The 25948-nt window shown below is 66.4% G+C and carries 27 protein-coding genes and 1 tRNA gene; 20 read left to right on the top strand and 8 right to left on the bottom strand.

What is annotated here, in order from left to right; translation table 11 throughout:
- Positions 1-80: 80 nt before the first annotated feature.
- From infB to ACYKG1_RS14765, 6 genes are all read left to right on the top strand, one after another.
- On the top strand, positions 81-2729 hold the full coding sequence (gene infB, locus ACYKG1_RS14790) for a translation initiation factor IF-2 (RefSeq protein WP_478470821.1): 2649 nt from the start codon (positions 81-83) through the stop codon (positions 2727-2729).
- Between the two features lie 124 nt (positions 2730-2853).
- On the top strand, positions 2854-3237 hold the full coding sequence (gene rbfA / locus ACYKG1_RS14785; protein WP_005410447.1) for a 30S ribosome-binding factor RbfA: 384 nt from the start codon (positions 2854-2856) through the stop codon (positions 3235-3237).
- A gap of 105 nt (positions 3238-3342) precedes the next feature.
- Positions 3343-4251, top strand: a complete 909-nt coding sequence (gene truB, locus ACYKG1_RS14780; RefSeq protein WP_262228103.1) for a tRNA pseudouridine(55) synthase TruB — start codon at positions 3343-3345, stop codon at positions 4249-4251.
- 173 nt (positions 4252-4424) lie between these two features.
- Entirely contained in the window at positions 4425-4685 is a 261-nt protein-coding gene (gene rpsO, locus ACYKG1_RS14775) for a 30S ribosomal protein S15 (protein WP_005410445.1), read from the top strand.
- A gap of 151 nt (positions 4686-4836) precedes the next feature.
- On the top strand, positions 4837-6945 hold the full coding sequence (gene pnp / locus ACYKG1_RS14770; RefSeq protein ID WP_262082779.1) for a polyribonucleotide nucleotidyltransferase: 2109 nt from the start codon (positions 4837-4839) through the stop codon (positions 6943-6945).
- Between the two features lie 127 nt (positions 6946-7072).
- The gene (locus ACYKG1_RS14765; protein WP_478470820.1) at positions 7073-8641 is read left to right on the top strand and encodes a winged helix-turn-helix domain-containing protein; all 1569 of its coding nucleotides are present in this window, start codon (positions 7073-7075) and stop codon (positions 8639-8641) included.
- Here the strand turns inward: ACYKG1_RS14765 and ACYKG1_RS14760 are convergent.
- A complete protein-coding gene (locus tag ACYKG1_RS14760) occupies positions 8610-9674 on the bottom strand; it encodes a serine hydrolase domain-containing protein (RefSeq protein ID WP_262228105.1) in 1065 nt (354 codons plus the stop codon). The two genes, ACYKG1_RS14765 and ACYKG1_RS14760, sit on opposite strands and share 32 nt — an antisense overlap.
- A 371-nt stretch (positions 9675-10045) precedes the next feature.
- On the opposite strand from ACYKG1_RS14760, the gene ACYKG1_RS14755 reads away from it, so the two are divergent.
- A complete protein-coding gene (locus ACYKG1_RS14755; RefSeq protein WP_262228106.1) occupies positions 10046-11236 on the top strand; it encodes a glycoside hydrolase family 18 protein in 1191 nt (396 codons plus the stop codon).
- Between the two features lie 121 nt (positions 11237-11357).
- On the opposite strand, the gene ACYKG1_RS14750 is transcribed toward ACYKG1_RS14755, so the two are convergent.
- From ACYKG1_RS14750 to ACYKG1_RS14740, 3 genes are read right to left on the bottom strand one after another with little or no spacing between them, the layout of a single operon-like run.
- On the bottom strand, positions 11358-12917 hold the full coding sequence (locus ACYKG1_RS14750; protein ID WP_262082775.1) for a PepSY-associated TM helix domain-containing protein: 1560 nt from the start codon (positions 12915-12917) through the stop codon (positions 11358-11360).
- 10 nt (positions 12918-12927) lie between these two features.
- Entirely contained in the window at positions 12928-13191 is a 264-nt protein-coding gene (locus ACYKG1_RS14745) for a hypothetical protein (RefSeq protein WP_100473455.1), read from the bottom strand.
- Positions 13191-13487: a hypothetical protein gene (locus ACYKG1_RS14740; RefSeq protein WP_478470819.1), complete on the bottom strand. Its 297-nt coding sequence runs from the start codon at positions 13485-13487 to the stop codon at positions 13191-13193. Before ACYKG1_RS14740 ends, ACYKG1_RS14745 begins: the two co-directional genes overlap by 1 nt.
- A gap of 429 nt (positions 13488-13916) precedes the next feature.
- Between ACYKG1_RS14740 and thrS the strand changes: the two genes are divergently transcribed.
- From thrS to ACYKG1_RS14695, 9 genes are all read left to right on the top strand, one after another.
- Positions 13917-15818: a threonine--tRNA ligase gene (gene thrS, locus ACYKG1_RS14735; RefSeq protein ID WP_100473453.1), complete on the top strand. Its 1902-nt coding sequence runs from the start codon at positions 13917-13919 to the stop codon at positions 15816-15818.
- Between the two features lie 48 nt (positions 15819-15866).
- Complete coding sequence (gene infC / locus ACYKG1_RS14730) at positions 15867-16409, top strand: translation initiation factor IF-3 (protein ID WP_005410437.1); 543 nt, start codon at positions 15867-15869, stop codon at positions 16407-16409.
- Positions 16410-16674: 265 nt separating this feature from the next.
- Positions 16675-16872, top strand: coding sequence for a 50S ribosomal protein L35 (gene rpmI / locus ACYKG1_RS14725; protein WP_005410436.1), 198 nt, complete (start codon positions 16675-16677; stop codon positions 16870-16872).
- Positions 16873-16883: 11 nt separating this feature from the next.
- On the top strand, positions 16884-17243 hold the full coding sequence (rplT, locus tag ACYKG1_RS14720) for a 50S ribosomal protein L20 (protein WP_005410435.1): 360 nt from the start codon (positions 16884-16886) through the stop codon (positions 17241-17243).
- A gap of 193 nt (positions 17244-17436) precedes the next feature.
- On the top strand, positions 17437-18432 hold the full coding sequence (locus tag ACYKG1_RS14715; protein ID WP_005417865.1) for a phenylalanine--tRNA ligase subunit alpha: 996 nt from the start codon (positions 17437-17439) through the stop codon (positions 18430-18432).
- Positions 18433-18555: 123 nt separating this feature from the next.
- Positions 18556-20937, top strand: a complete 2382-nt coding sequence (pheT, locus tag ACYKG1_RS14710; RefSeq protein WP_478470818.1) for a phenylalanine--tRNA ligase subunit beta — start codon at positions 18556-18558, stop codon at positions 20935-20937.
- A gap of 27 nt (positions 20938-20964) precedes the next feature.
- On the top strand, positions 20965-21264 hold the full coding sequence (locus tag ACYKG1_RS14705; protein ID WP_005410432.1) for an integration host factor subunit alpha: 300 nt from the start codon (positions 20965-20967) through the stop codon (positions 21262-21264).
- Positions 21245-21601 (top strand): MerR family transcriptional regulator, encoded by a 357-nt coding sequence (locus ACYKG1_RS14700; protein WP_005410431.1) that lies wholly within the window; start codon positions 21245-21247, stop codon positions 21599-21601. The genes ACYKG1_RS14705 and ACYKG1_RS14700 overlap by 20 nt, the downstream gene beginning before the upstream one ends.
- A 68-nt stretch (positions 21602-21669) precedes the next feature.
- A tRNA-Pro gene (locus ACYKG1_RS14695) sits at positions 21670-21746 on the top strand.
- A gap of 65 nt (positions 21747-21811) precedes the next feature.
- Here ACYKG1_RS14695 and ACYKG1_RS14690 read toward each other — a convergent pair.
- The 3 genes from ACYKG1_RS14690 to ACYKG1_RS14680 all read right to left on the bottom strand — a co-directional run bounded on the left by ACYKG1_RS14690 (position 21812) and on the right by ACYKG1_RS14680 (position 23200).
- The gene (locus ACYKG1_RS14690; RefSeq protein ID WP_478470817.1) at positions 21812-22252 is read right to left on the bottom strand and encodes an N-acetyltransferase family protein; all 441 of its coding nucleotides are present in this window, start codon (positions 22250-22252) and stop codon (positions 21812-21814) included.
- Positions 22249-22575 (bottom strand): DUF6713 family protein, encoded by a 327-nt coding sequence (locus ACYKG1_RS14685; protein ID WP_238381602.1) that lies wholly within the window; start codon positions 22573-22575, stop codon positions 22249-22251. Before ACYKG1_RS14685 ends, ACYKG1_RS14690 begins: the two co-directional genes overlap by 4 nt.
- 115 nt (positions 22576-22690) lie before the next feature.
- Entirely contained in the window at positions 22691-23200 is a 510-nt protein-coding gene (locus ACYKG1_RS14680) for a DUF3011 domain-containing protein (RefSeq protein ID WP_478470816.1), read from the bottom strand.
- A gap of 241 nt (positions 23201-23441) precedes the next feature.
- Between ACYKG1_RS14680 and ACYKG1_RS14675 the strand changes: the two genes are divergently transcribed.
- Positions 23442-23837, top strand: a complete 396-nt coding sequence (locus ACYKG1_RS14675; RefSeq protein ID WP_100435043.1) for a hypothetical protein — start codon at positions 23442-23444, stop codon at positions 23835-23837.
- 24 nt (positions 23838-23861) lie between these two features.
- Here the strand turns inward: ACYKG1_RS14675 and ACYKG1_RS14670 are convergent, their stop codons facing one another.
- Complete coding sequence (locus ACYKG1_RS14670) at positions 23862-24554, bottom strand: aspartate/glutamate racemase family protein (protein ID WP_478470815.1); 693 nt, start codon at positions 24552-24554, stop codon at positions 23862-23864.
- An 85-nt stretch (positions 24555-24639) separates the two neighbouring features.
- Between ACYKG1_RS14670 and ACYKG1_RS14665 the strand changes: the two genes are divergently transcribed.
- From ACYKG1_RS14665 to ACYKG1_RS14655, 3 genes are read left to right on the top strand one after another with little or no spacing between them, the layout of a single operon-like run.
- The gene (locus ACYKG1_RS14665) at positions 24640-24951 is read left to right on the top strand and encodes an ArsR/SmtB family transcription factor (protein ID WP_100473449.1); all 312 of its coding nucleotides are present in this window, start codon (positions 24640-24642) and stop codon (positions 24949-24951) included.
- On the top strand, positions 24951-25301 hold the full coding sequence (locus ACYKG1_RS14660) for an SRPBCC family protein (RefSeq protein ID WP_087923174.1): 351 nt from the start codon (positions 24951-24953) through the stop codon (positions 25299-25301). Before ACYKG1_RS14665 ends, ACYKG1_RS14660 begins: the two co-directional genes overlap by 1 nt.
- A 37-nt stretch (positions 25302-25338) precedes the next feature.
- Complete coding sequence (locus tag ACYKG1_RS14655) at positions 25339-25947, top strand: ATP-dependent Clp protease proteolytic subunit (protein WP_087923173.1); 609 nt, start codon at positions 25339-25341, stop codon at positions 25945-25947.
- The last annotated feature ends 1 nt before the right edge of the window (position 25948 follow it).

Here is a 25948-nt window from a genome sequence, read left to right as displayed (position 1 = left end):
CAGGGCCCTGAGCCGCTCAGGGCGTAGAATCCGCGCCACCTCCAGATGCGGGGGGGCGCCCACAAGATCATAGGATCCGAATGTCGCAGCAAACCACCATCCGCAAGCTTGCCGAACTGGTCAACACGCCGGTCGAAAAACTGCTGGAACAGCTGGCCGGTGCCGGCATGAAGTTCAGCGGTCCCGACCAGGTCGTGACCAGCTCCGAGAAGGTTAAGCTCCTGGGCTTCCTTCGTCGTTCGCACGGCAAGCCCGAGCAGGCCCCGGAAGAGTCCGATCAGTCTGCAAAGAAGATCACGCTCAACCGCCGGAAGCAGCAGGAAGTGACGGTCAATTCCGGTCGCAGCAAGACGACCGTGAATGTCGAGGTGCGCCAGAAGCGTACCTACGTCAAGGATGGTGCTCGCGCCATGACCCCGGACGAAGAGCGCGCCGACATCCTGCGCAAGCTGGAAGAGTCGCGCGCCCGCAACCTCGCCGAACAGCAGGCCCTGGCCGAGAAGGATCGTCTGCGCGACGAAGCCATCGTCCGTGCCCGTGAGGAGGAAGTTGCCGCCAAGGAACGCGCCGAGGCCGAGAAGAAGGCTGCCGAGGAAGCTGCGGCTGCCGCCAAGGCCGCCGAGGCGCTGGCTACCAGCAAGCCCAGGCGCGCTCCCATTGACGAAACCGCGCCGCGCCCGCCGCGTACCCCGGCTGCCGCCCCGGCCGCGCCGCGTGGTGCACCGCCGGCGCCGCCGCGCAACGACGACCGCAACAACCGCAGTGCGCCGCGCAATGAGCGTGGTCCCGGCGATCGCTTTGCCGGCCAGATGCACCTGTCGGCTGCCGACCGTGCGCGTCGCGGCAACAGCAACAACAGCAATTCCCGTGGGCGCCCGGGTGGCCGCAACCAGTCCGGCGGCCGTCGTGACATGTCGCGTGGTGGTAGCAACGCCGGTCCGCACGCCTTCGAGCGTCCGACGGCACCGGTGGTGCGTGAAGTGGCGATCGGCGACACGATCACCGTGGCCGACCTGGCGCAGAAGCTCGCGCTGAAGGGCGGCGAGGTGGTCAAGGCGCTGTTCAAGATGGGCGTGATGGCCACCATCACCCAGTCCATCGACCATGACACCGCCGCGCTGGTGACCGAGGAACTCGGCCACAAGGCGATCCGCGCCAACGACAACGACGCCGAAGACGCGCTGCTGGCCTCGACCGGTGAAAACCAGGGCGAAGCCACCCAGCGTCCGCCGGTGGTCACCATCATGGGTCACGTCGACCACGGCAAGACCTCGCTGCTGGATTACATCCGCCGCACCAAGGTCGCCACCGGCGAAGCCGGCGGCATCACCCAGCACATCGGTGCCTACCACGTGGATACGCCGAAGGGCGTGATCAGCTTCCTGGATACCCCGGGCCATGCTGCCTTCACCTCGATGCGTGCGCGTGGTGCCAAGCTGACCGACATCGTGGTGCTGGTCGTGGCCGCCGATGACGGCGTCATGCCGCAGACCAAGGAAGCGATCCAGCACGCCCGTTCGGCGGGTGTGCCGCTGATCGTGGCGATCAACAAGATCGACAAGTCCGACGCCGACCCGATGCGGGTCAAGAACGAGCTGCTGTCCGAACAGGTCGTGTCTGAAGACTTCGGTGGTGACACCCAGATGGTGGAGATCTCGGCCAAGACCGGCCTGGGCATCGACGACCTGCTGGACGCCATCTCGATCCAGGCCGAACTGCTGGAACTGAAGGCCGTCGATGAAGGCCGCGCCTCGGGCGTGGTGATCGAATCGTCGCTGGACAAGGGTCGTGGCCCGGTTGCTACCGTGCTGGTGCAGCAGGGCCGCCTGAAGAAGGGCGATTACCTGGTGTGCGGCATCCAGTACGGCCGCGTGCGTGCGCTGTTCGACGAGACCGGCAAGCAGCCGGAGTTCGCCGGTCCGTCCATCCCGGTGCAGGTCCTGGGCCTGTCCGGCGTGCCGGAAGCCGGTGACGACTTCGTGGTGGTCGAGGACGAGCGCCTGGCCAAGGACGTTGCCCAGCAGCGCGAGACCAAGCGTCGTGAATCGCGCCTGGTCGCCACCGCTGGCAGCCGCATGGAAGACATCATGGCGACCCTGGGCAAGGGCGAGGGCCAGCAGGTCCTCAACCTGGTCATCAAGGCCGACGTGCAGGGTTCGGTGCAGGCGCTGAGCCAGGCACTGGTCGCGCTGTCCAACGACGACATCCGCATCAACGTGATCCACTCCGGCGTGGGTGGCATCACCGAATCGGATGCCAACTCGGCCGCCGCTTCGAAGGCCACCGTCATCGGCTTCAACGTGCGTGCGGACGCTTCGGCCCGTCGCATCATCGAATCCAACGGCGTCGACCTGCGTTACTTCTCGATCATCTATGACGTGATCGATCAGGTGAAGCAGGTGGCCTCCGGTCTGCTGGGCGTGGAGATCCGCGAAGAGATCATCGGTATCGCCGAGGTCCGCGACGTCTTCCGCAGCTCCAAGCTGGGCGCCGTCGCCGGCTCGATGGTCATCGAGGGCGTGGTCAAGCGCAACAAGCCGATCCGCGTGCTGCGCGACAGCGTGGTGATCTTCGAGGGCGAACTGGAATCGCTGCGTCGCTTCAAGGAGAACGTCGAGGAAGTCCGCAACGGTACCGAATGCGGTATCGCGGTGAAGGCCTACAACGACGTCAAGCCGGGTGACCAGATCGAGTGCTTCGAGCGTATCGAAGTGCCGCGCACCCTGTAATGCTGTACTGGGCCGGCCCTCACGGGTCGGTCCGCCCCCTGGTGGGGCCCGACCTTGGTCGGGCCGCTCCTCCTGGTAGGGCCCGACCCTGGTCGGGTCACATTCAAATCAAGAGCCCGACCGCGTGCCCAAGACTTTCCATCGAACCGACCGTGTCTCCGCCCAGCTGCGCCGTGAACTCGGCACCCTGGTGCACAACGCCGTGCGCGAGCACGGGTTGCCCTCGGTGAGCGTGTCCGACGTGGAAATCACCCGCGACATGGCCCATGCCAAGGTGTTCGTCACCGCGCTGATGCCGGAACGTTCGGCTGAAGCCGTGGCAGGCCTGAAGGAACTGGGCTATCGCCTGCGCATGGACCTGGCCCGTGCGATGAAGCTGCGCCACGTGCCGGAGCTGCATTTCCACTACGACGACTCGGTCGACCGTGGTGAGCACATCGACAACATCCTGCGCGACCTGCCCGATACGCTGGCCGCCGAGAAGCGTCGCGAGAGCGACGAAGAATAAGCTAGCGCCGGGCCGATGCCCGGCGTCTTTCCATTCCGGCAACGCGAAGCCCCTGCGGGCCGCGGTGCGGCAGCCGAGCATGGCCCGGCTCTACACACTCCTGTCATGACCCGAATTCAGTTCCGCCGCCTGGATGGCATCCTGCTGCTCGACAAGTCGACCGGCATGAGCTCCAACGCTGCCCTGCAGGTGGCGCGCCGCCTGTTCCGCGCCGAGAAGGGGGGCCATACCGGCAGCCTCGACCCGCTGGCCACCGGCCTGCTGCCGCTGTGTTTCGGCGAGGCGACCAAGATCGCCGGCCTGCTGCTGGGTTCGGCCAAGGCCTACGACGCCGAAATCGTGCTCGGCCAGACCACCGATACCGACGATGCCGAAGGCCAGGTGCTGCTGCAGCGCCCGGTGCCGGCGATCAGTGCCGAGGCCCTGCAGGCTGCGCTGGCGCCGCTGACCGGCCGCATCCGCCAGCGTGCCCCGATCTATTCGGCGCTGAAGCAGGGCGGTGAACCGCTGTATGTGAAGGCCCGCCGCGGTGACGTCATCGAAGCGCCCGAACGCGAGGTGCAGGTGCACGCCATCGAGGTGCTGGAGCAGCAGCCGGAACGGCTGCGGCTGCGCGTGACCTGTGGTTCCGGCACCTATATCCGCAGCCTGGCCCGCGACCTCGGCGAAAGCCTGGGCTGTGGCGCCCACATCAGCGCGCTGCGCCGGCTCTGGGTCGAGCCGTTCCGCGAGCCTGCCATGGTCACGCTGGACCAGCTGCGGGCGATGGTCGAGGCCGGTGACGAGGCCGGCATGGATGCGTTGCTGCTGCCGCTGGCGGCCGGCCTTGCGGAATACCCGCGGGTCGACCTGGACGCCGACCAGGTCCATCGGTTCTGCGTCGGCCAGCGCCAGCGCGACCTGTCCTGGCCGCGGGGCCTGGTGGCCGTGTTCGGTCCGGACGATGCTGTCCAGGGCCTCGGCCAGGTCGACGAGAGTGGCCTGCTGGCCCCGCAGCGCCGTTTCAACCTCTGACCTGGGCCTGCCGGTTCAGCCCCGGTCCTTGTCCCGGGAGCCCCCGACCGTTACAATTTCGCGGCCGTTTTCCGGCAACCTGCCTCGCGCAGGTTTCATCCTCGTAGTCCACGGCGAGCCTGGCGGTGCGCGAAGCGCGTTCCTGCCGGCCACGCATCACAGAGAAAAAAGAAATGTCGATCGACACCCAGAAGGTCATTGAAGACAACAAGCGCAGCTCGGCTGACACCGGCTCCCCGGAAGTCCAGGTTGCACTGCTGACCGCCCGCATCGAACTGCTGACCGGCCACTTCAAGACCCACAAGAAGGACCACCACAGCCGCCGCGGCCTGCTGCAGATGGTCAACCGCCGTCGCAGCCTGCTCGACTACCTGAAGAAGAAGGACGTCGAGCGTTACAAGGCCCTGATCGAGAAGCTTGGCCTGCGTCGCTAAGCAACGAATCCCCCGCGGCGCAGCGATGCGCCGCGGTTTTGTTTTGTAGTACCGCAATCCCCGATTCAGGCCGGAACGATCCGGCCACCCGCTGGCGGCAAGGGTCGCCGACGGTCCAAATTCGCAGACAGCATCCCCAAGGACACCCTCCGTGGCAAAAATCACCAAAACCTTCCAGTACGGCAAGCACACCGTCACGCTTGAGACCGGCGAAGTCGCCCGTCAGGCCAGCGGCGCCGTCATCGTCAAGATGGACGACACCGTACTGCTGGTCACCGCCGTCGCCGCCAAGAGCGCGCGCGAAGGCCAGGACTTCTTCCCGCTGACCGTCGATTATCAGGAAAAGTTCTACGCCGGCGGCCGCATCCCGGGTGGTTTCTTCAAGCGCGAAGGCCGTGCCACCGAGAAGGAAACCCTGATCTCGCGTCTGATCGACCGTCCGATCCGCCCGCTGTTCCCGGAAGACTACAAGAACGAAGTGCAGATCATCGCCACGGTGATGTCGCTGAACCCGGACGTGGACGGTGACATCCCGGCCCTGATCGGTGCTTCGGCTGCCCTGGCCCTGGCTGGCACCCCGTTCATGGGTCCGATCGGCGCGGCCAAGGTCGGTTACAAGAACGGCGAGTACATCCTGAACCCGACCGTCAGCGAACTGGCTGACTCGCAGCTGGAGCTGGTCGTCGCCGGTACCTCCAACGCCGTGCTGATGGTTGAATCCGAAGCCGCGCTGCTGTCCGAAGAAGTGATGCTGGGCGCCGTGACCTTCGGTCACCGCGAAATGCAGAAGGTCATCAACGCGATCAACGAGCTGACCGTCGAAGCCGGCACCAAGCCGTCGACCTGGGAAGCCCCGGCCAAGAACGACGCGCTGATCTCCGCCCTGAAGGAAGCCATCGGCCCGCGCCTGGGCGAAGCCTTCCAGGTGCGTGACAAGCTGCAGCGCCGTGACGCCATCTCGGCGATCAAGAAGGACGTGTTCGAAGCCCTGGCCGGCCGCGTGGCCGCCGAAGGCTGGAACCCGGCCGAGCTGTCGAAGGAATTCGGCGAGCTGGAATACCGCACCATGCGTGACTCCGTGCTGGACACCAAGGTCCGTATCGACGGCCGTGCGCTGGACACCGTCCGCCCGATCGCCGTGAAGACCGGCGTGCTGCCGCGTACCCACGGTTCCTCGCTGTTCACCCGCGGTGAAACCCAGGCCATCGTGACCATCACCCTGGGCACCGCCCGTGATGGCCAGGTCATCGATGCCGTTGCCGGTGAGTACAAGGAAAACTTCCTGTTCCACTACAACTTCCCTCCGTTCTCGGTGGGTGAGTGCGGCCGCATGATGGGCCCGAAGCGCCGCGAAATCGGCCACGGCCGCCTGGCCAAGCGCGGTGTACTGGCTGTCATGCCGTCGCTGGAAACCTTCCCGTACACCATCCGCGTTGTCTCGGAAATCACCGAGTCGAACGGTTCCTCGTCGATGGCGTCGGTCTGCGGTTCGTCGCTGGCCCTGATGGACGCCGGTGTGCCGGTGAAGGCGCCGGTTGCCGGTATCGCCATGGGTCTGGTCAAGGAGGGCGAGCGCTTCGTCGTCCTGTCCGACATCCTGGGTGACGAAGATCACCTGGGCGACATGGACTTCAAGGTGGCCGGTACCGCTGAGGGCATCTCCGCCCTGCAGATGGACATCAAGATCGAAGGCATCACCGAAGAAATCATGAAGCAGGCTCTGCAGCAGGCCAAGGCTGGCCGTCTGCACATCCTGGGTGAAATGGCCCATGGCCTGACCGCTCCGCGTGAAGAGCTGTCGGACTACGCGCCGCGCCTGCTGACCATCAAGATCCACCCGGACAAGATCCGCGAAGTGATCGGCAAGGGTGGTTCGACCATCCAGGCCATCACCAAGGAAACCGGCACCCAGATCGACATCCAGGATGACGGCACCATCGTCATCGCTTCGGTCAACGCGATCGCTGCCCAGGCCGCCAAGGCCCGCATCGAGCAGATCACTTCGGACGTCGAGCCGGGCCGCATCTACGAAGGCAAGGTTGCCAAGATCATGGACTTCGGTGCGTTCGTCACCATCCTGCCGGGCAAGGACGGCCTGGTCCACGTGTCGCAGATCTCCAGCGAGCGCGTCGAGAAGGTCGGCGACAAGCTGAAGGAAGGCGATGTGGTCAAGGTCAAGGTGCTGGAAGTCGACAAGCAGGGCCGCATCCGCCTGTCGATGAAGGCCGTGGAAGAAGGCGAAGGCGCCAGCGCCGAATAATCGGTACTGCTGATTGTGCGGTGGGTGAGGACCGTTGGTCCTCACGCTTTCGTAGATGAAAAAGCGGGCTTCGGCCCGCTTTTTCTTTGCCTGCGATCCGGCACCGCCGCGCAGGTATGCTTCGCCCATGGACACCCTTCGCCTGTTGGACCTGGACATCGATCGCCCGGCGCAGCGGGTCAGCCGGGCAGGTGAAGATCTGCCCGTTGCCGGCCTGAGCTGGACGCTGTTCGACGTGCTGCTGGCACACGGCACCGATGTGGTGGATTTCGACACGCTGGCCGCGCAGGTCTGGGCACCGGCGGTGGTGGGCGAAGATGCGGTCAGTCAACGGGTCAAACTTCTGCGCCAGGCGCTGGGCGATGACAGCCGTCGGCCGCGCTACATCCGTTCAGTACGTGGGCGCGGCTATCAGCTGTGCGTGCAGCCGGTGCAGATCACCGCACTGCCTGCCCGGTCCTGGTGGGGCCGCGGGGCGGGGTGGGGCCTGGCGGTCGTTGCAGTGCTGGGCATCGCCGCAATGCTGGCGTGGTGGTCACGGCCGGCAGCGCCCGGCGCGGCGCAGACGCTGCTGCAGCGTGCCGATTACTACGCTGGCATCGGCCAGGCCAGTAACAACGAGCGGGCCATCAGCCTCTACCGGCAGGCACTGCAGGCCGATCCGGAGTCCGCGCTGGCGCGGCGTGGCCTGTCACGTGCGTTGGCGGCGCAGGGCTGCCTGTTCAACGGCACGCCGGAACAGATGAAAGAGGCGCTGGCGCTGGCCGGCGAGGAGCGCAGGCGAGCGCCGCGCGATGCCGCTGCGCAGGCCCTGTGGGGCTATGCGCAGGATTGCCTCGGCAACATGCGGCAGGCCATGGCCGGTTACGCGCGTGCCCTGGCGCTGGAACCTGGCGACGAACGCAGCCGTGCATCGCTGGCCTACCTGCGGCAGGAGCGCGGCGAGCTGGCCTTGGCGCTGCGCGAGAACCTGTCACTGAAAGCGCCCGAGCGCGTGCGCTTCCGTGACGTGCAGGTAGCGCGCGAGCTGGAACTGCTGGGCTTCACCCGGGCGGCGGCGCAACGCCACGCGCGCAACTTCCAGCTCTACCCGGACAACCTCTTCTCCAATATCGCCTGGCCACGCAGCCTGTATCTGGCCGGCGCGCCGCATCAGGCCAGGCAGGCACTGGACGAAGCGCTGGCGCGCGGCACGCCGCATCCGCAGCTGCTGCGGTTGAAGGGGGAGTTGGCGCTGCTGGCTGGTGATCCTGCGACGGCAGCTGAGGCGTTCGAACGTGGTCGCCAGCTGCGGCCCCAGCAATCACTGGGCCAGACGCTGGCCGCCCTGTACGGCGCGCAGCCGGTGCAGGCCGGGTGGATCAGGCAGCGGCTGCAGCGGTTCAACACCAGCGAAAGCGGTGGCGATGGCTGGTCCGACACAGCTGTGGAGCGGGCACTGCTGTTGCAGGCCAGCGGACGCGAAGACGAGGCCGTCACGGCATTGCAGCGGGCCGTCGACGACGGCTTCCGCGACGTGGCGTGGCTGCGCGCCACGCCACTGTTCGTGCCCCTGCATGGCGCCCCGGGCTGGCCGGCGCTGCTGGAGCGCATCGATGCCGACATCGCCCGGCAGCGTGCGCAGGTGCTGGCCGCCGCGTGGCGCCCGGATGATCTCGCCACCCTCAGCGCAGCGCCGGCAGCAGGAACTCGGTGAGGATGCGCCGCGACTGCGGATGGGCGAAGGAGCGGTTGAAGGCCTGGCTGGTGACCACCGCCACCACGCGCCGATCAGGCAGCACGAACACATAGTTTCCGCCATTGCCGGACATCGCCCACACGGTGCGGGGCGAACCCTGCACATCGAGCTTCAGGCCCCACCACTGGTATCCGTAGTCGCTGCCATCGGGCGTGGTGGCCTGCGCCTGCACCATCGCCTCGATGTAGTCCTTCGGCACCAGCTGGCGCCCCTGCCAGCGGCCACCGTTGAGTACCAGCTGGCCGAACCGCGCCAGGTCGCGTGTGCGGTAGCGAGTGCCACCGCCGCCCATGCCGATGCCGTCCGGTGAGCGGTTCCACTGGCTGTGGGTGATGCCCAGCGGCTGCTCCAGCACGTGCGCGGCATAGTCCGCCAGGGGGCGGCCGCTGGCCTGTTCAAGCACGGCCCCAAGCACGAACGGATTGGCGGTGCAGTAGGCGAACGCGCGGCCATGCGGGCTGTCCTGCGGCCGCTGCATCCACGGCGCAAAGCCCTTCACCGGCAATGACAGCGCGAAGTCCAGCCACTTCTCGGTGACGTACATGCGCTCTTCGTGGCCGGCCGAGAACGGGTTTTCGTCATCGCACTCCCACAGGCTGCTCATGGTCAGCAAATCCTGCAGGGTGGTGGCGCGCAGGCGCGGGTCGATCGCGTGCTGCGCGGTGAAGGCCGGGAAGTAGTCGTACACCCGGGCCTGTACGCCGGGCACGCGTCCCTCGCCGATGGCGGCACCCACCAGCAGTGCAGTCACGCCCTTGCTGGCCGAACGCACGTCGTGCAGGGTCTGTGCATCGGCACCGTTGAAGTAACCCTCGTAGACCACCTTGCCGTCGACCTGCAGCAGCACGCTGCGGATCTGCTTGAGTTCATCGTGTGCAATGGCCTGCTGCAGCATCAGCAGGCGTGCCGGATCTGGAGGCGCGGCGCGCGTGGTGAAGGGCTGGGCACCCATGGCGCAGAGCAGGGTGAGGACGGGCAGGGTCGAACGCATCGGCGGACTCCATCGAAAGGGAGGCCGATTGAGCCAGCGACCCGGCTGAAGTGCTGGAAAACGGCCTGAAGAATTCTGAAGGCCTTGTGCGACAGTGCCGCCGCCTGCTGCAGGTCGCCGTCTTCGATGTTGTCATGGTCGGTGCCCACGTCCATGCACGGTTGAAGATCCACGGCTGCCTTGGCCGAGGCGCGAGCCCGTGGATGCAGCGTCGGCGCGTGTCCTGCTGCAGTGCATGAGGGTCGTTGCATGTCTGCCGAGTTGTCGTCACCCGGCGGGATATGCCTGTCCGCTGGACGACATGCCGCGACATCCGTACCGCAGGCACATCGGTTTGCTAACGTGGCTGCGCCTTCGAACCGGGAGATTCCATGTTCCGCCAGACAGTGGCCGTCCTTGCCGTGCTGATTGCCGGTGCCTTGCCCATTGCCGCGCATGCCGCGCCGGCGCAGCCGCCGATCTTCGGTGCCTACTACCCGGGTGGCTCGGCCGAGCGCTATCCGGTATCGAACATTCCGGCCGAGCGCCTCACGCATCTGTTCTATGCGTTCTCCACCATCGAGGACGGGCGATGCACGGTCGGGGCGGAAGCGCCGAAGAACTTCGCCGCGCTGGCTGAGCTCAAGAAGGCGCACCCGCATCTGCGCACGCTGATCTCCATTGGTGGCTGGGGTGCGGGCGGGTTCTCCGATGCGGCATTGACCGAGGCCAGCCGCAAGCGCCTGGTCGACTCCTGCATGGCGCTGTTCTTCGATCGTCATGCCGGCAGCTTCGACGGCGTGGACATTGACTGGGAGTTCCCGGTCAGTGGCGGGCCGAAGGAGCTGGCGCAACGCCCGCAGGACCGCGCCAACCTGACCCGGCTCGCGCAGGCATTCCGCCAGGCACTCGATGCGCGCGGTCGCAAGGTGGGGCAGCCGAAGCTGCTGACTGCCGCGTTGGCCGCCGGTCGCCTGCAGACCGATGGTCCCTACGATCCGGCAGCGAGCTACGACCTGCCGGCGCTGGCCAAAGTGTTCGATTTCATCAACCTGATGAGCTACGACATGGGTACCGGCTTCTCGGCGGTGTCGACCTTCAACGCCCCCTTGCATGAAGTGCCGACAGATCCATTGGCGCCGGAACTACGGCGCTGGAACAACGTAGCCGGCGCAGTGCAGTACTACCGCGAGCACGGTGTGCCGGCCGACAAGCTGGTCCTGGGCGTGCCGTTCTACGGTCGCGGCTTCAAGGTCACCGGCGATGGACCGGACGGCCTGTACCAGGCCTACAGCGCCCCGGCTGACGCAGGCGACTGGCGGGTCATCAAGGCGCGCTATCTCGATCAGCCGGGGTGGACGAAGCACTGGCAGCCGCAGGCGCAGAGCCCGTGGCTGTACAACGCCGGGCAGAAGGTTTTCATCAGCTATGAAGACCCACGCTCGATCGGGCTGCGTGCGCAGTTCGCCCGCGAGCAGGGCCTTGCCGGGGTGTTCATGTGGGAGCTGACCGGCGACGACGAGCAGGCCAGTCTGCTCAACGCCATGCTCGGCCCATGGCAGAAAGCGCGCATCGGCGATTGAGTCCGCCCTTCGCAGTGTCGAGCTTGCTCCGACTGCGCTTGGCGCGAACGGCAATCACGCAGGCTCGGCTCTACCGGGCCGGTGCGGGTAGCGGCAGCGCCCGGGCATGACCGGCAAAGGCTCAATTGGCCCAGACGCTGTTGGGATCGCCGTTGCGGGCGCGGCGTTGGCTGGCCACGGCCAGGCGGGCGAAGCCGAAGGCCATGGCCAGTGCGATGGCATCGACCCAGAACAGCGGCCAGTGGCCGTGCGCGGCCGCGCGCCACAGCCAGTCGCCACTGAGCGCACCGTGCAGGATCGGCACCAGCGCGGTGCTGATCGCTGCGGCCCACAGCAGTTCGCGCGCGGCCTGCGCGGGGCGGCGCAGTGCAGCCCACAGCGCACAGGCTGCCCAGCTGCCGAAGCAGGCCCAGCGGATGCCGTGGTCGACCGCCGCCGGTGCCAGCCGCTCGAGCACCAGTGCGGTGACGAACGCGATCGAAATCGCCACGCACAGGCCGATGCACACGCCGACCGTGGCCCGCGCCATGTTCACCCCGGCACGCGGCTGCTGCGGCTGGCGGCGCTTGCGCCGCGACTCGATCCACAACAGGTTGCCGGAGTAGAACAGGAAGGCACCGCCGAGACCGAGCAGGAAGTACAGCCAGACCACTACGCCGTTGCCGAACTCGCCGAAGTGCAGCGCGTAGGCAGCGCTGAGCGTAGCGTGGTTGGCGTCGCGCTGGCCCGGCAGCTGCGAGGCCAGCAGGTTGCCGGTGGCCACGTCCAGTGCTACGGCACCAAGCGGGCCGAGCGTGCCGGTGGATTCGCCGGTGATCTCGATGGTGGCATTGGCGTCGCCGCCATTGGCCAGCTTCAGGTAGGCCGGCTCGAAATTGGCAACGCCCTGGGCGCGGGCAACTTCAAGCGCACGTGCATGCAGCACGCGCAGGCTGCCCGGCGGCGCCGGAATGCCACTGGCGTCGCGCACGGGCGCGGTGTCCATCGCGGTCGGCACCGCCTGCAGCACCTTGCCGTCGTAGATCAGCGGGTTGAGCAGTGCCATCTGCACGAACACCAGGCAGAGCAGGGCGCCGGTGACCGCGAACATCAGGTGGAAGGGTAGGCTGAGCACGCCGATCACGTTGTGCGCGTCCTGCCACAGCTGCTTCAGGTTGCGGCCCGGACGCAGCGCGAACAGATCACCGAACAGCTTCGGTAGATGGATCACCAGGCCGCTGAGCAGCGCCATGCCATACAGCAGGCTGACGATGCCCATCACGTAGATGCCGGCCACCGGCAGGCCGAGGCTGTAATGCAGTTCGTTGACCAGCTCGGCCAGCCCGGTCTGTGGGGGCGAGGTGCTGCCGGCGATCTGGCCCGGCCAGGCGTAACGCCAGCTGCCGTCATCGGCCTGCCAATAGGCCAGTGGCTGTGGATGCTCGGCGCCGGGGAAGGTCATGCCGACGTGGCGGCGGGCTTCCGGATGCGTGGCCAGCACGTCTTCCAGCAGGTACTGCGCGTCGTCCAGGCCCGCCGGCAACGCGGTGGCTGCGCCTGGGGTCTGCCACAGCGGCAGGTCGTGATGGAACAGGGTCAACGCGCCTGCGTAGAAGGCCACGAACAGGCCGAAGCCGGCGACCAGGCCGACCCAGGTGTGCAGGGTGGTGAACGTACGCAGGGTCTGCGAACTGAACTTCATGGCATGGGTCTCATTGCACCGCGCCGGTCAGGCGCAGCAGCATCAGCACGGCGAAGCCGGCCGCAGCGCTGCCGGCCAGGGCCACCCAGGCGCGCAGCGCGCTGCGGAAGCTGAACGACCACAGGGCGGCCAGCATCCACAGCGGGATGAACGTGATCAGGCTGGGCACCAGCGCGTTCTGCCAGGGGCCTGGCGGCAGCCAGGTGACAAGTCCGGTCGCGGCAGCGGCCAGGAAGAAGCCGGCCACGATGCCGGCGAAGGCGCGCGGCCACATCAGGGCGACTCCGTGTCCGGGCGATGCCAGGCGGCCAGCGCCGGCAGCAGCATCGCCGCCAGCATCCAGGTGCACAGCATTGCCACCAGGCCAGCGGCGAAGCCGAGCTCGGCCATCCACAGCCACAGCGAGGCAGCGGCAGCGACCAGGCCGATCTGGCGGCCAAGGCGGCCGGCGCGGCGCAGGCGCGGCCAGCGACAGTGAGGCGAGGCGGCATAGAAGGCCAGCGCCGAGAACATCGCCGCCAGCATGCCCAGGCTGCAGAAGCCGAGCGTGGAAAGGCCGACGGTGATCATCGCGGGCAGCCGGCGCGACGGCGGGCCGGCGAACGCGGGACACGGGCGGGGCCGGCGGGAGCCGGTCGGAGCGGGTGGCGCATCACGGGGTCCTGGGGGAAGCGGGGCAGGCTGGCACGGGGCGACCTGCGGCGACATGGTAATCATTGCAATTTCCCCCCGCCAGCGAGGCCCATTCAGCGGACCGTACGGTAGTCCTTGGGCTTTCCTCCGGGCTGGTTTAAGATCATTGCAGAACCCCGACTGGAACAAGGTGGCCCGCGCCCAGCGCCGGCCGAGCGTGCGACATGAGCACTACCACCGCCCACTGTTGACCTGCCCCCGAAGGCCCTGTGTTCCAGGCGCCCTCGCGGCGCTTTTTTATTGCCCGGGCGCAGCCCCGGGAACGCTTTCCAGCCCGCTCGGCGGGCCCCGCACGAAGCCACTGCGATGATCAACATTACTCTTCCCGACGGCAGCCGCCGCGAATTCGAAAATCCTGTCAGCGTCATGGACGTCGCCCAGTCGATCGGTGCCGGCCTGGCCAAGGCCACCATCGCCGGTTCGGTCGATGGCGTGCTGGTCGATGCCAGCGACGTCATCGACCACGATGCCAGCCTGCGCATCATCACCGCCAAGGACGAGGAGGGCGTGGAGATCATCCGCCACTCCTGCGCCCACCTGGTCGGCCACGCCGTCAAGCAGCTGTACCCGGACGTGAAGATGGTGATCGGCCCGGTCATTGCCGAGGGCTTCTACTACGACATCTACTCCGAGCGCCCGTTCACCCCGGACGACATGGCCGCGATCGAGAAGCGCATGGGCGAGCTGATCGCCCAGGACTACGACGTCATCAAGAAGGTGACGCCGCGCGCCGAAGTGATCGAGATCTTCAAGGCCCGTGGCGAGGACTACAAGCTGCGCCTGATCGAGGACATGTCCGACGACATCCAGGCGATGGGCATGTACTACCACCAGGAATACGTGGACATGTGCCGCGGCCCGCACGTGCCGAACACGCGCTTCCTGAAGGCCTTCAAGCTGACCCGCATTTCCGGCGCGTACTGGCGCGGTGACGCGCAGAACGAGCAGCTGCAGCGCATCTACGGCACCGCCTGGGCTGACAAGAAGCAGCTCGAGGCGTACATCAAGCGCATCGAAGAAGCTGAAATGCGCGATCACCGGCGCATCGGCAAGCAGCAGGACCTGTTCCACCTGCAGGAAGAGGCGCCGGGCCTGGTGTTCTGGCACCCCAAGGGCTGGGCACTGTGGCAGGTGGTCGAGCAGTACATGCGCAAGGTCTACCGCAGCAGCGGCTACGGCGAAGTGCGCTGCCCGCAGATCCTGGACGTGAGCCTGTGGAAGAAGTCCGGCCACTGGGACAACTACCAGGACAACATGTTCTTCACCGAGTCGGAGAAGCGCACCTACGCGGTCAAGCCGATGAACTGCCCGGGCCATGTGCAGGTGTTCAACCAGGGCCTGCACAGCTATCGCGACCTGCCGATCCGCTACGGTGAGTTCGGTTCCTGCCACCGCAACGAGCCGTCCGGCGCACTGCACGGCATCCTGCGCGTGCGCGGTTTCACCCAGGACGACGGCCATGTGTTCTGCACCGAGAGCCAGATCGAGTCGGAAGTGACCGCGTTCCACCAGCAGGCGCTGGCGGTCTACCAGCACTTCGGCTTCGACGAGATCCAGATCAAGATCGCGCTGCGTCCGGAATCGCGGCTCGGCGATGACGCCACCTGGGACAAGGCCGAAGGCGCGCTGCGCTCGGCGTTGTCCAGCTGCGGCGTGGAATGGCAGGAGCTGCCGGGCGAGGGTGCGTTCTACGGCCCAAAGATCGAGTACCACCTGAAGGACGCGATCGGCCGTACCTGGCAGCTGGGCACCATGCAGGTCGACTTCATGATGCCGGGCCGCCTCGGCGCCGAGTACGTGGACGAGAACAGCCAGAAGAAGCACCCGGTCATGCTGCACCGCGCCATCGTCGGCTCGATGGAGCGCTTCCTGGGCATCCTGATCGAGCACCATGCCGGCCAGTTCCCGGCCTGGCTGGCGCCGACCCAGGTGGTGGTGGCCAACATCACCGACGCCCAGGCCGACTACGTCTCGGGCGTGACCAAAACCCTTGCGGAGCAAGGCTTCCGCGTCAGCTCGGATTTGCGTAACGAGAAGATCGGCTATAAAATCCGCGAGCATACGTTGCAGCGCGTGCCCTACCTGCTGGTCATTGGTGACCGCGAGAAGGAAAATGGGGCTGTGGCGGTGCGTACGCGTTCTGGCGAAGACCTGGGCAGCATGAGCCTGCAGGCCTTCATCGAGCGGCTCCACGCCGAGGGCGCGTAAGCAAAGGTCCGGTCCGGGGGCACAGGCACCCGGACCGGTTCGATACCCTTGGGAGAACGTAATATCAGCACCCCTGACAACAAACAGAACCGCAAGAATCAGGAAATCCGTGTGCCGCGCGTCCGCGTGATCGGCAGTGACGGTGAAATGATCGGCGTGTTGTCGCGCGACGAAGCGCTGTCCATGGCCGAAGATGAAGGCCTGGACCTGGTCGAAATCCAGCCGCAGGCCGATCCGCCGGTCTGCAAGATCATGGACTTCGGCAAGTTCAAGTTCGAAGCGCAGAAGAAGGCCAGCGAGGCCAAGAAGAAGACCAAGCAGGTCGAGATCAAGGAAGTGAAGTTCCGTCCGGTCACGGACGAGGGCGACTACCAGATCAAGCTGCGCAAGATGCGCGGGTTCCTTGAAGATGGTGACAAGATCAAGGTCAACATCCGTTTCCGTGGCCGTGAAATGAGCCACCAGGAACTGGGTCGCGAAATGGCCAACCGGATCGAGACCGATCTGGGCGAGGACATCGTCATTGAATCCCGTCCGCGCCTGGAAGGGCGTCAGATGGTCATGATGATCGCGCCGAAGAAGAAGACCTGAGGCCTGACGGGCCGCCTTTCAGGGCGCCTGACTGAATGGTTCAGGGTAAAGGGGCGCCGTTGGCGTCCCTTTGCTTTTGCAGGATGCCGGTGAACTGCCGGTAAAGGGTTGCAGGGGCTGGTGGCAGGGTGGTTTTGCCTGTATCATGCCCGGCTCGACCCACCCAGGACGGGTCGTACGCCGATCATGGCAGGATGGAAAGAGCGGCCCAGGCCGCCGCCAGATCAGTCAGAAACCAGGGTCATATCCCATCAAGGACATTGCAATGCCCAAGATCAAGACCAACCGGGCAGCGGCCAAGCGTTTCCGCAAGACCGCCTCGGGCAAGTACAAGTGCGGCCACGCCAACCGTAGCCACATCCTCACGAAGAAAGCGACCAAGCGTAAGCGTAATCTGCGTCAGACGGGCCATGTCCGTGCAGAAGACGCAGGCCGTCTGGACCGCATGCTCCCTTACCTCTGAGGAACTGAAAAATGGCACGAGTTAAGCGTGGCGTACAGGCGCGTCGCCGCCACAAGAAAATCCTGGATCTCGCCAAGGGCTATTACAATGCCCGTCGCAAGGTCTTCCGCGTCGCCAAGCAGGCGGTCATCAAGGCACAGCAGTACGCCTACATCGGCCGTAAGCAGAAGAAGCGCAACTTCCGTTCGCTGTGGATCACCCGTATCAATGCGGCTGCCCGCATCAACGGCCTGAGCTACAGCCGCTTCATGAACGGCCTGCTGAAGGCCGGCATCACCCTGGATCGCAAGGTCCTGGCTGACATCGCCGTGCACGACGCAGCCGGTTTTGCCGCGCTGGCCGAAAAGGCCAAGGGCGCGCTGGCGGCATAAGTCCTTCCCGATGCCGTAACCGTTCACTCGGAACGGTGTCAGGTCAAGGCAATGCATGGGGAAGGGCGCAAGTCCTTCCCCATTCTTTTTTGGGTCCCGGCGAGGCCACATCGGCAGCGCGGGGACGGCGGTGGCGACAGGGGTCGGCCCTTCGCGCATCGCGATGGCAGATCGACTGGAGTTCCGGCCCCCCATGAGCGACATCCAATCCCTCACCACCCAGGCGCTGGCCGATGTGGCCGCCGCACAGAGCCCCGACGTGCTGGAGCAGCTGCGCGTGGCCCTGCTTGGCAAGAGTGGCAGCATCACCTCGCAGCTCAAGCAGCTCGGCGCTCTGCCGGCCGACGAGCGCAAGGCCGCCGGTGAAGCGATCAACCAGGCCCGCGACGCGCTGACCCGCGCGCTGGGCGAGCGCAAGGCGCTGCTGGAAGACGCGGCACTGGATGCGCGCCTGGCCGCCGAAGCCATCGACATCACCCTGCCGGGCCGCAATGGCGACCGCGCCGGCCTGCACCCGATCACCCGCACCCTGGAGCGCATCACCGGCATCTTCGGCCGGCTGGGCTACGAGCTCTCTGAAGGGCCGGAGATCGAGGATGACTGGCACAACTTCGAGGCGCTGAATTTCCCGCCACATCACCCGGCGCGTGCCATGCACGACACCTTCTACTTCGGCGATGGCCGCCTGCTGCGCACGCACACCTCGGGCGTGCAGGTGCGCTACATGGGCGACCACGCGCCGCCGCTGCGCATGATCGCCGCCGGCAAGGTGTACCGCAGCGACAGCGACCAGACCCATTCGCCGATGTTCCACCAGGTGGAAGGCCTGCTGGTGGACGAGCATTCGACCTTCGCCGACCTGAAGGGCACGCTGGCCGAGTTCGTGCGTGCGTTCTTCGAGCGCGATTTCGAGATGCGCTTCCGTCCCAGCTACTTCCCGTTCGTTGAGCCGGGTGCGGAAGTGGACATCGCCTGGCAGCAGCCCGATGGCAGCACCCGCTGGCTGGAAGTGCTCGGCTGCGGCATGGTCCATCCCAACGTGCTGCGCAACGTCGGCATCGATCCGGAGCGCTACACCGGCTTCGCCTTCGGCATGGGCGTGGAGCGCTTCGCGATGCTGCGTTACGGCGTCAACGATCTGCGCGCGTTCTTCGAGAACGACGTGCGCTTCCTGAAGCAGTTCGCGTAAGCCGCAACCGTGCAGCGCCGAGCCCTGCTCGGCTGCCTTTCTGGATGGACGCCTCCTTGCGCATGCGCTGGGCGACCACAAAAAAACCGCAACGGGAGGCACGCCTCCCACCAGGGTGACACCATGAAATTCTCCGAAAACTGGCTGCGCAGCCACGTCCCGACCAGCGCTTCGCGCGATGAACTGAGTGCGGTGCTGACCGCCATCGGCCTGGAAGTGGAAGACGTGACCGCGCTGGGCGAGGGCCTCGATCACGTGGTCGTGGCACGCATCGTCGAAGCGGTGCGCCATCCTGAAGCCGACCGCCTGCAGGTGTGCAAGGTCGATGCCGGGCAGGGCGAGCTGCTGCAGATCGTCTGCGGTGCGCCGAACGCGCGCCCGGGCCTGGTCGCGCCGCTGGCCATGGTCGGTGCGCAGATCGGCGAGCTGAAGATCAAGCCGGCCAAGCTGCGCGGCGCCGAGTCCAACGGCATGCTGTGCTCGGCCAAGGAGCTGGGCCTGGACAACGATGCGTCCGGCCTGCTGGAACTGCCGGATGACGCCCCCGTCGGCCAGGCCCTGGTCGACTATCTGGGCCTGCCGGACGCCAGCATCGAGATCAAGCTGACCCCGAACCGCGCCGATTGTTTCAGCCTGCGCGGCATCGCCTACGACGTCGCCGCTGCGACCCGCAGCGAAGTGCTGGACTTCGCCGCCGACGCCATCCCGGCGGTCGGCAGCCGTGAGCTGAGCATCCAGCTCGACGCCGGCGCCGAAGCGCCACGTTACCTGGGGCGTGTCATCGAAGGCGTCAACGCCGCCGCCAAGACGCCGTTGTGGATGGCCGAGCGCCTGCGCCGCAGTGGCGTGCGCCCGGTCTCGCTGCTGGTCGACATCACTCAGTACGTGATGCTCGAGCTCGGCCAGCCGATGCATGCCTACGACCTCGGCACCCTGCAGGGCAGCATCGCCGTGCGCCGTTCGCGCGCCGGTGAAAGCCTCAAGCTGCTGGATGGCCGTGATGCCGCACTGGACGACAGCTTCCTGGTGGTTACCGACGCCGATCGCGCGGTCGGCCTGGCCGGCCTGATGGGGGGCTTCGATACCCGCGTCACCGACGCCACCACTGCCGTGTTCCTGGAGGCTGCGCATTTCGCGCCCGCCGCGATCATGGGCCGTGGCCGCAAGCTGGGCCTGCACACCGATGCCGGCCACCGCTTCGAGCGTGGTGTCGACCCGGCGCTGCCGCGCACCGCGATCGAGTACGCCACCCGCCTGGTGCTGGACCTGGCCGGTGGTACCCCGGCGCCGGTCACCGAGGCAGTGCGTGATGCCGAACTGCCGCAGCCGGCAACGATCGTGCTGCGCCGCGCCCGCATCACCCGCGTGCTCGGCATCACCATCGAAGACGCCGAAGTCGAGCGCATCCTGCGCGCGCTGGGCATGGAGGTGGTTGCCACCGCCGATGGCTGGCAGGTGGCCGCGCCAAGCCGCCGCTTCGACATCGCCATCGAAGAAGACCTGATCGAAGAGTTGGCCCGCATCCACGGTTACGAGCAGATCCCGACCACGCTGCCGGGCGGCGCCTCGCGGGTGGCGATGCCGAGCGAGACCCAACTGGACGCGCTGAGCGTGCGTCGCCAGTTGATTGCCCGTGACCAGCAGGAAACCGTCAATTTCGCTTTCGTCGACGATGCGCTGCTGACCCAGTGGCAGCTGCGCGACGGCCTGGTGCCGCTGGCCAATCCGCTGTCGGCCGAACTGGCCGTGATGCGCCCGTCGTTGCTGCCCGGCCTGGTCGCCACGCTGGGCCGTAACGCTGCCCGCCAGCTGGGTCGCGTGCGCCTGTTCGAGATTGGCCGCGTGTTCGCCCAGCAGGCCGGTGAAGGTCAACCTGCACCGCTGGAAACCCCGCGCGTGGCCGCTGCGGTCTGCGGTGACGCGCAGGCGGTGCAGTGGGGCCTGCCGGCCCGCAAGGTCGATTTCCATGACCTGAAGGGCGATCTGGAATCGCTGGCGGCCGCCAGTGGCGCGCAGCTGGAGTTCCGTCCGTCCGCCCGCGCCTACGGCCACCCGGCGCGTTCGGCCGAGGTGTTCCGAGATGGCGTGGCGATCGGCTGGATCGGCCAGGTCCACCCGCGCCTGGCCAAGGCGATGGAGATCGAAGCCGACGTCTATGCCTTCGAGCTGGACCTGGAGCCGCTGACCGCCCGCCGCCTGCCGCGTGCCGGCGAACTGTCGCGCTTCCCGGCGGTGCGCCGCGACCTGGCGTTCCTTGTGCCTGAACAGGTGGCCTGGACCGATCTGGCGGCCACCGTCCGCCAGGCCGCTGGCCCGCTGCTGCGCGACCTGAACCTGTTCGACCGCTATGTCGGCCAAGGCGTCGAGCCGGGATTCAAGAGTCTCGCTATGGGCTTGATTTTGCAGGACAAGTCGCGCACTCTGACGGACCGCGACGTGGATGCGGTGGTGGCCGAGGCGGTCACTGCCATCGAGCGTGAACACCACGCCCGGATCCGCGGCTGAGCGGGCAGCACTCGGGGGTAGCAGGCAATGGCATTGACCAAGGCGGAGATGGCGGAAAAGCTGTTCGACGAAGTCGGTCTGAACAAGCGGGAAGCCAAGGAATTCGTCGACGCGTTTTTCGATGTGCTGCGTGAAGCATTGGAACAGGGACGTCAGGTGAAGCTGTCGGGCTTCGGTAATTTCGATCTGCGGCGCAAGAACCAGCGCCCGGGTCGCAACCCCAAGACCGGCGAGGAAATTCCGATTTCCGCCCGTACGGTGGTCACCTTCCGTCCGGGCCAGAAGCTCAAGGAGAGGGTGGAAGCTTATGCTGGATCCGGGCAGTAACCGCGAACTACCGCCGATCCCGGCCAAGCGCTACTTCACCATCGGTGAGGTCAGCGAGCTGTGCGACGTCAAGCCGCACGTCCTGCGCTACTGGGAAACCGAATTTCCCAGCCTTGAGCCGGCCAAGCGCCGAGGCAACCGCCGCTATTACCAGCGCCATGACGTGCTGATGGTGCGGCAGATCCGCAGCCTGCTGTACGAACAGGGCTACACCATCGGTGGTGCACGCCTGCGTCTGGACGGTCCCGATGCCCGCGAGGAATCGGCGCTGAGCAACCAGATCATCAAGCAGGTGCGCATGGAGCTGGAAGAAGTGCTGCAGTTGCTGCGTCGCTGATCCCATTTCCATCATAATCCGCTATACTTCACGGCCCGCCGCACTGGCGGGCACATCGCAGCATCAGTCGGGGCGTAGCGCAGCCTGGTAGCGCATCTGCCTGGGGGGCAGAGGGTCGTCGGTTCGAATCCGGCCGTCCCGACCACTGTGATGAATCAAGAAGCCTGCGCAGCGATGCGTGGGCTTTTTTGTGCGTGCGGCAGAGGCCGATCATGCACCCGCGAAGCGGTAGATCAGCTCCGGGTCGCCTTCGTCCAATCCGTGCACGATGCCGCTGTCGATGAATCCCGACGCAGCGAGCAGGCGCTGCATGCCGATGTTTGAGGCATTGGTCGAGGTGAACAGTTTGCGCCGGCCGTGCAGTGCGATGGCCTGGCGCAGCAGTGCGGTACCGATGCCCTGGCCGCGCTGTGCGCGCGCCACCATCAGCATTTCGACGAAGGATTCGCCGACGAAGTGGTGATGAATGACCAGGTAGCCGACGGCCCTGCCGTTCTGCTCGGCAACCTGCACGCCGCCGCGTGCCAGCCAGTCGCCGATCTGCAGGGCCCGGCCTGGATCGTTGGCCGCCACGCTGTCGAGCGCAATCAAGGCATCGGCGTCCTGGATGCTGCCGTCACGCAGGTGTGCGGAGTGGGAAGTCCGGCTCATCGCGGGCGCAGCTGCAGCAACAAGCCGCCGCCCGACACAAAGCAGGCGAGCAGGACGGCGATCGACAGCGGCAGGTGGAATTCATCGCGACCGAACAGGGCAAACGCCAGATGGATCAGCGCCGTGCCAATACCGAGTGCGCCACAAACAAGCGCATGGCCGCGCGCCGACGATGTGCCCAGCAGGGTCTGGCGATACCCCCAAAGCACGAAGCCGATCGCAAGCAGGTTGAACAGCAGGAAGCCCTGGATGCCACCGGGCACATGGAACATGGCCCATTCCTGCCAGAACGCAGCGTCGATCTGATGCAGGATCAACGCCAACAGCGTCGCCAGATACCATCGTTCCATGTCGCGCTCCCTGCCATGTACAGGCCACAGTCTATCGGCTCTGTCCCGCACGCATGCCTACCCGCCGCAGCCAGCGCGTGCTCGGCAGTCAATACACACGGAACTCGGCACGGCAGCCGTCGCTGACCCAGATCCCGCGTCGGTCCCAGCCCCAGTTCTGGTCCTCGATGCAGGCCGTCACCGATTTCTGCTTGACAAGGCGCACCTCGTGGCGCACACGGATACGGCATTCCTTGTCCTTCTTTTCGTAGGACTCGCAGACCAGGCGTTCGCCGTCATCGTCGCGATCCCGGCCGCGCCCTGGCCAGCGTCCGCGCCGATATCCGTCGGCGACGAACTCGGCGCGACAGCCGTCGGTCACCCACAACATTCGCCGGCTCTGGCCCCAGTTCTGGTTCTCCACGCAGCGGGTGACCGACAGTTGCCTGGCCAGCCGCATCGGGCCCTCGATGGGGCATTGCTCGGTCTTGTTGAACTGGGATTCGCAGCGCAGCGCTGGAATGTGGTCAGTGTCGTAGGCCTGGGCGGCCACGGTGCTGGTGGCCAGCAGCAGGGCGAGGGTGGAGGCGGCAAACGGAAGTTGCAGGCAATGGATCATGGAGAGCCTCGGCAGGGGAACGGGCCGCAAGAATGACCCAGCCCGGGGCCGTCGGAACGGATCGTTCCGGAAGTGGCTCAGTAGGGATTTAGTAGTACGCGCGGGCCCATGCAGAGGCTTACATCCCGTATCATCGCTGCACATCCGATCGCATCGGTTTACACCTTCTTACATGTCTTCCACGCCTGTCGGCGCAGCCTGTGGCTGCCGTCACTGGTGTGCGGGCGGCCTGTGGGGGAGGATGCGCGGACCACGACGACCACAGGGGGTTGCGTTGATCAGCAGTACCGTCATTCATCGCTCGGCCGACGCAGGCGGCGCCGAGGTGCGGGTCCTGGACACCACGTTCAAGGGCAAGCATGTGTTCATCGCCTGGGGCCTGCGCGGGCCGGAACTGACCCGCAGCGCGGACCCGGCCGCCACCGTGGCCGCACGCAAGGCGCTGCACGCGGTTGCCGGCCATAGCGAAGGGCCACGCAGCCCGGAAGTGTTCATCGCCAACCAGTCGGCGGTGGCGATCACCGTCTATCGCCTGCTCACCGAAGCGCGCTCCGGCGATGCCATCTTCTTCCTGTGTGATTCGCAGGCGGTGGTCGACTGGCTGATCACCGCGCTGGAAGTGCAGGGCGCGGACTGATTCCGCGCCGTGTCGCAAGCAGGATCAGGCCAATGCCGCGTCGACCGCGGCCCGCGCATGCAGGGCAGTGGTATCGAACAACGGCACTGCACTGTCCTCCGGGCGTACCAGCAGCATGATCTCGGTGCAGCCGAGAATGATCGCTTCGGCGCCGCGTTCGACCAGGCGTGCGATCACGTCGGCGTAGACCTGTCGTGAGCGCTCGCGGACCACGCCGGCGATCAGTTCCTGGTAGATGATGTCGTGCACGCTGCGGCGATCGCCGGCATCGGGGACCAGTACCTCCAGGCCGAAGCGATCCTGCAGCCGGCCGCGGTAGAAGTCCTGTTCCATGGTGAAGGCGGTGCCGAGCAGGCCCACCCTGCGTGCGCCTGCCTGCACGATGGCCTGGGCGGTGGGGTCGGCGATATGCAGCAGCGGCAGTGGGCAGGCCGCCTCGATGCGGTCAGCCAGCTTGTGCATGGTGTTGGTGCAGACCAGCAGCAGATCGGCGCCACCGGCCTGCAGGCGCCGTGCGGCGTCAACCATGTGGTCGCCCAGTGCAGCCCAGTCGCCGTCATGCTGCAGCTGCTTGATGCCGGCGAAATCCACCGACCACAGCAGCAGTTGCGCCGAATGCGCGCCTCCCAGGCGCTGCCGTACGTCCTCGTTGATGAGACGGTAGTACTGGGCCGAGCTTTCCCAGCTCATGCCGCCGATCAGGCCAAGGGTCTTCATGCACAGCTCCATGCCAGGAGCCCTCATTGCAGCACAGCCGATACGGGAGTTGCACTACACATTAGCGACTGCTAATGTGTTGGCCATGATCGAGAACGCCCTGTTCAAGGCGCTGGCCGACCCCACCCGCCGCCATATCTTCGAAAAGCTGGCCGATGGCGGGCAGCATGCCAGTGCACTGCGCGAGGGCATGGCGATCAGCCAGTCCGCGATGTCCCAGCACCTGGCGGTGCTGCGCGATGCCGGGCTCGTGAGCGAACAGCGTCAAGGCCGCTTCGTCCACTACGAGGTCGATCCGCGCGGGCTGGCCCACATCGGCCGCTGGTTGCAGCGTTACCGGGCCTATTGGCCGGCGCGGATGTCCGCACTGCAGAACCTGCTGGAGGAGATGGACTGATGGACGATGTTCTGAACGAAGCGGTTCCCGCGTTGGTGATGGAGCAGCGGCTGCCAGCGCCACCGGAGCGGGTCTGGCGCGCACTGTTCGATCCGGCGCTGCGTGAGCGCTGGTTGCCTGCGGCCGATCTTGCCGATCCGCAGCCCTGCCTGTGCGAACAGGGGCGGGAGCTGGGTTTCCACCTGCGGGACGCGCATCCCCCACATCTGCACAGCCTGGTGTGTTTCCGGCTGCGCGCGGACGAGGGTGGAGGAACGGTGCTGACCATCGTACATCGGCTCACCGACCTGCGCGCGCTGATGCCGCCGGCCTCCAACGACGACCATCGCACGGTGATGCGCGCGGCTTGAGCCGGCGCCTGGATCGAACACTACAGGGAGCAGGCACATGCGGGACAGAATGCAGCTGGTACCGATGGTGGTGGAACGCAGCGAGCGCGGCGAGCGCTCCTATGACATCTACTCGCGGCTCCTGCGTGAACGCATCATCTTCCTCAACGGCGAAGTCGATGACACCGTGTCGGCGCTGGTCTGCGCGCAGCTGTTGTTCCTGGAATCGGAAAACCCGGAAAAGCCGATCCATCTGTACATCAACTCACCGGGCGGGGTGATCTCCAGCGGCCTGGCGATGTACGACACGATGCAATACATCTCCGCTCCGGTGCATACCCTGTGCATGGGCACCGCGCGCTCGATGGGCTCGTTCCTGCTGATGGCCGGCGAACCTGGCCACCGCGCGGCGTTGGCCAACGCGAGCCTGCACGTGCACCAACCGCTGGGGGGCGTCCAGGGCCAGGCGTCCGACATCTTCATCCACGCCGAGGAGATGCAGCGCACAAAGCAGCGCATCACCCGGCTGTATGCGCAGCATTGCGGACGCAGTGTCGAGGAGGTCGAGCAGACCCTGGACCGCGATCGTTTCATGAGTGCCGAGCAGGCACGCGAATGGGGCCTGATCGACCAGGTACTGGCACGGCGCGACGCGCTCGTGGCCTGAG

Source organism: Stenotrophomonas sp. 85239_Sma (genome assembly GCF_056481725.1).
The sequence above is the reverse complement of the archived record's forward strand: the minus strand, read 5'-3'. Positions and strand labels throughout refer to the sequence as shown.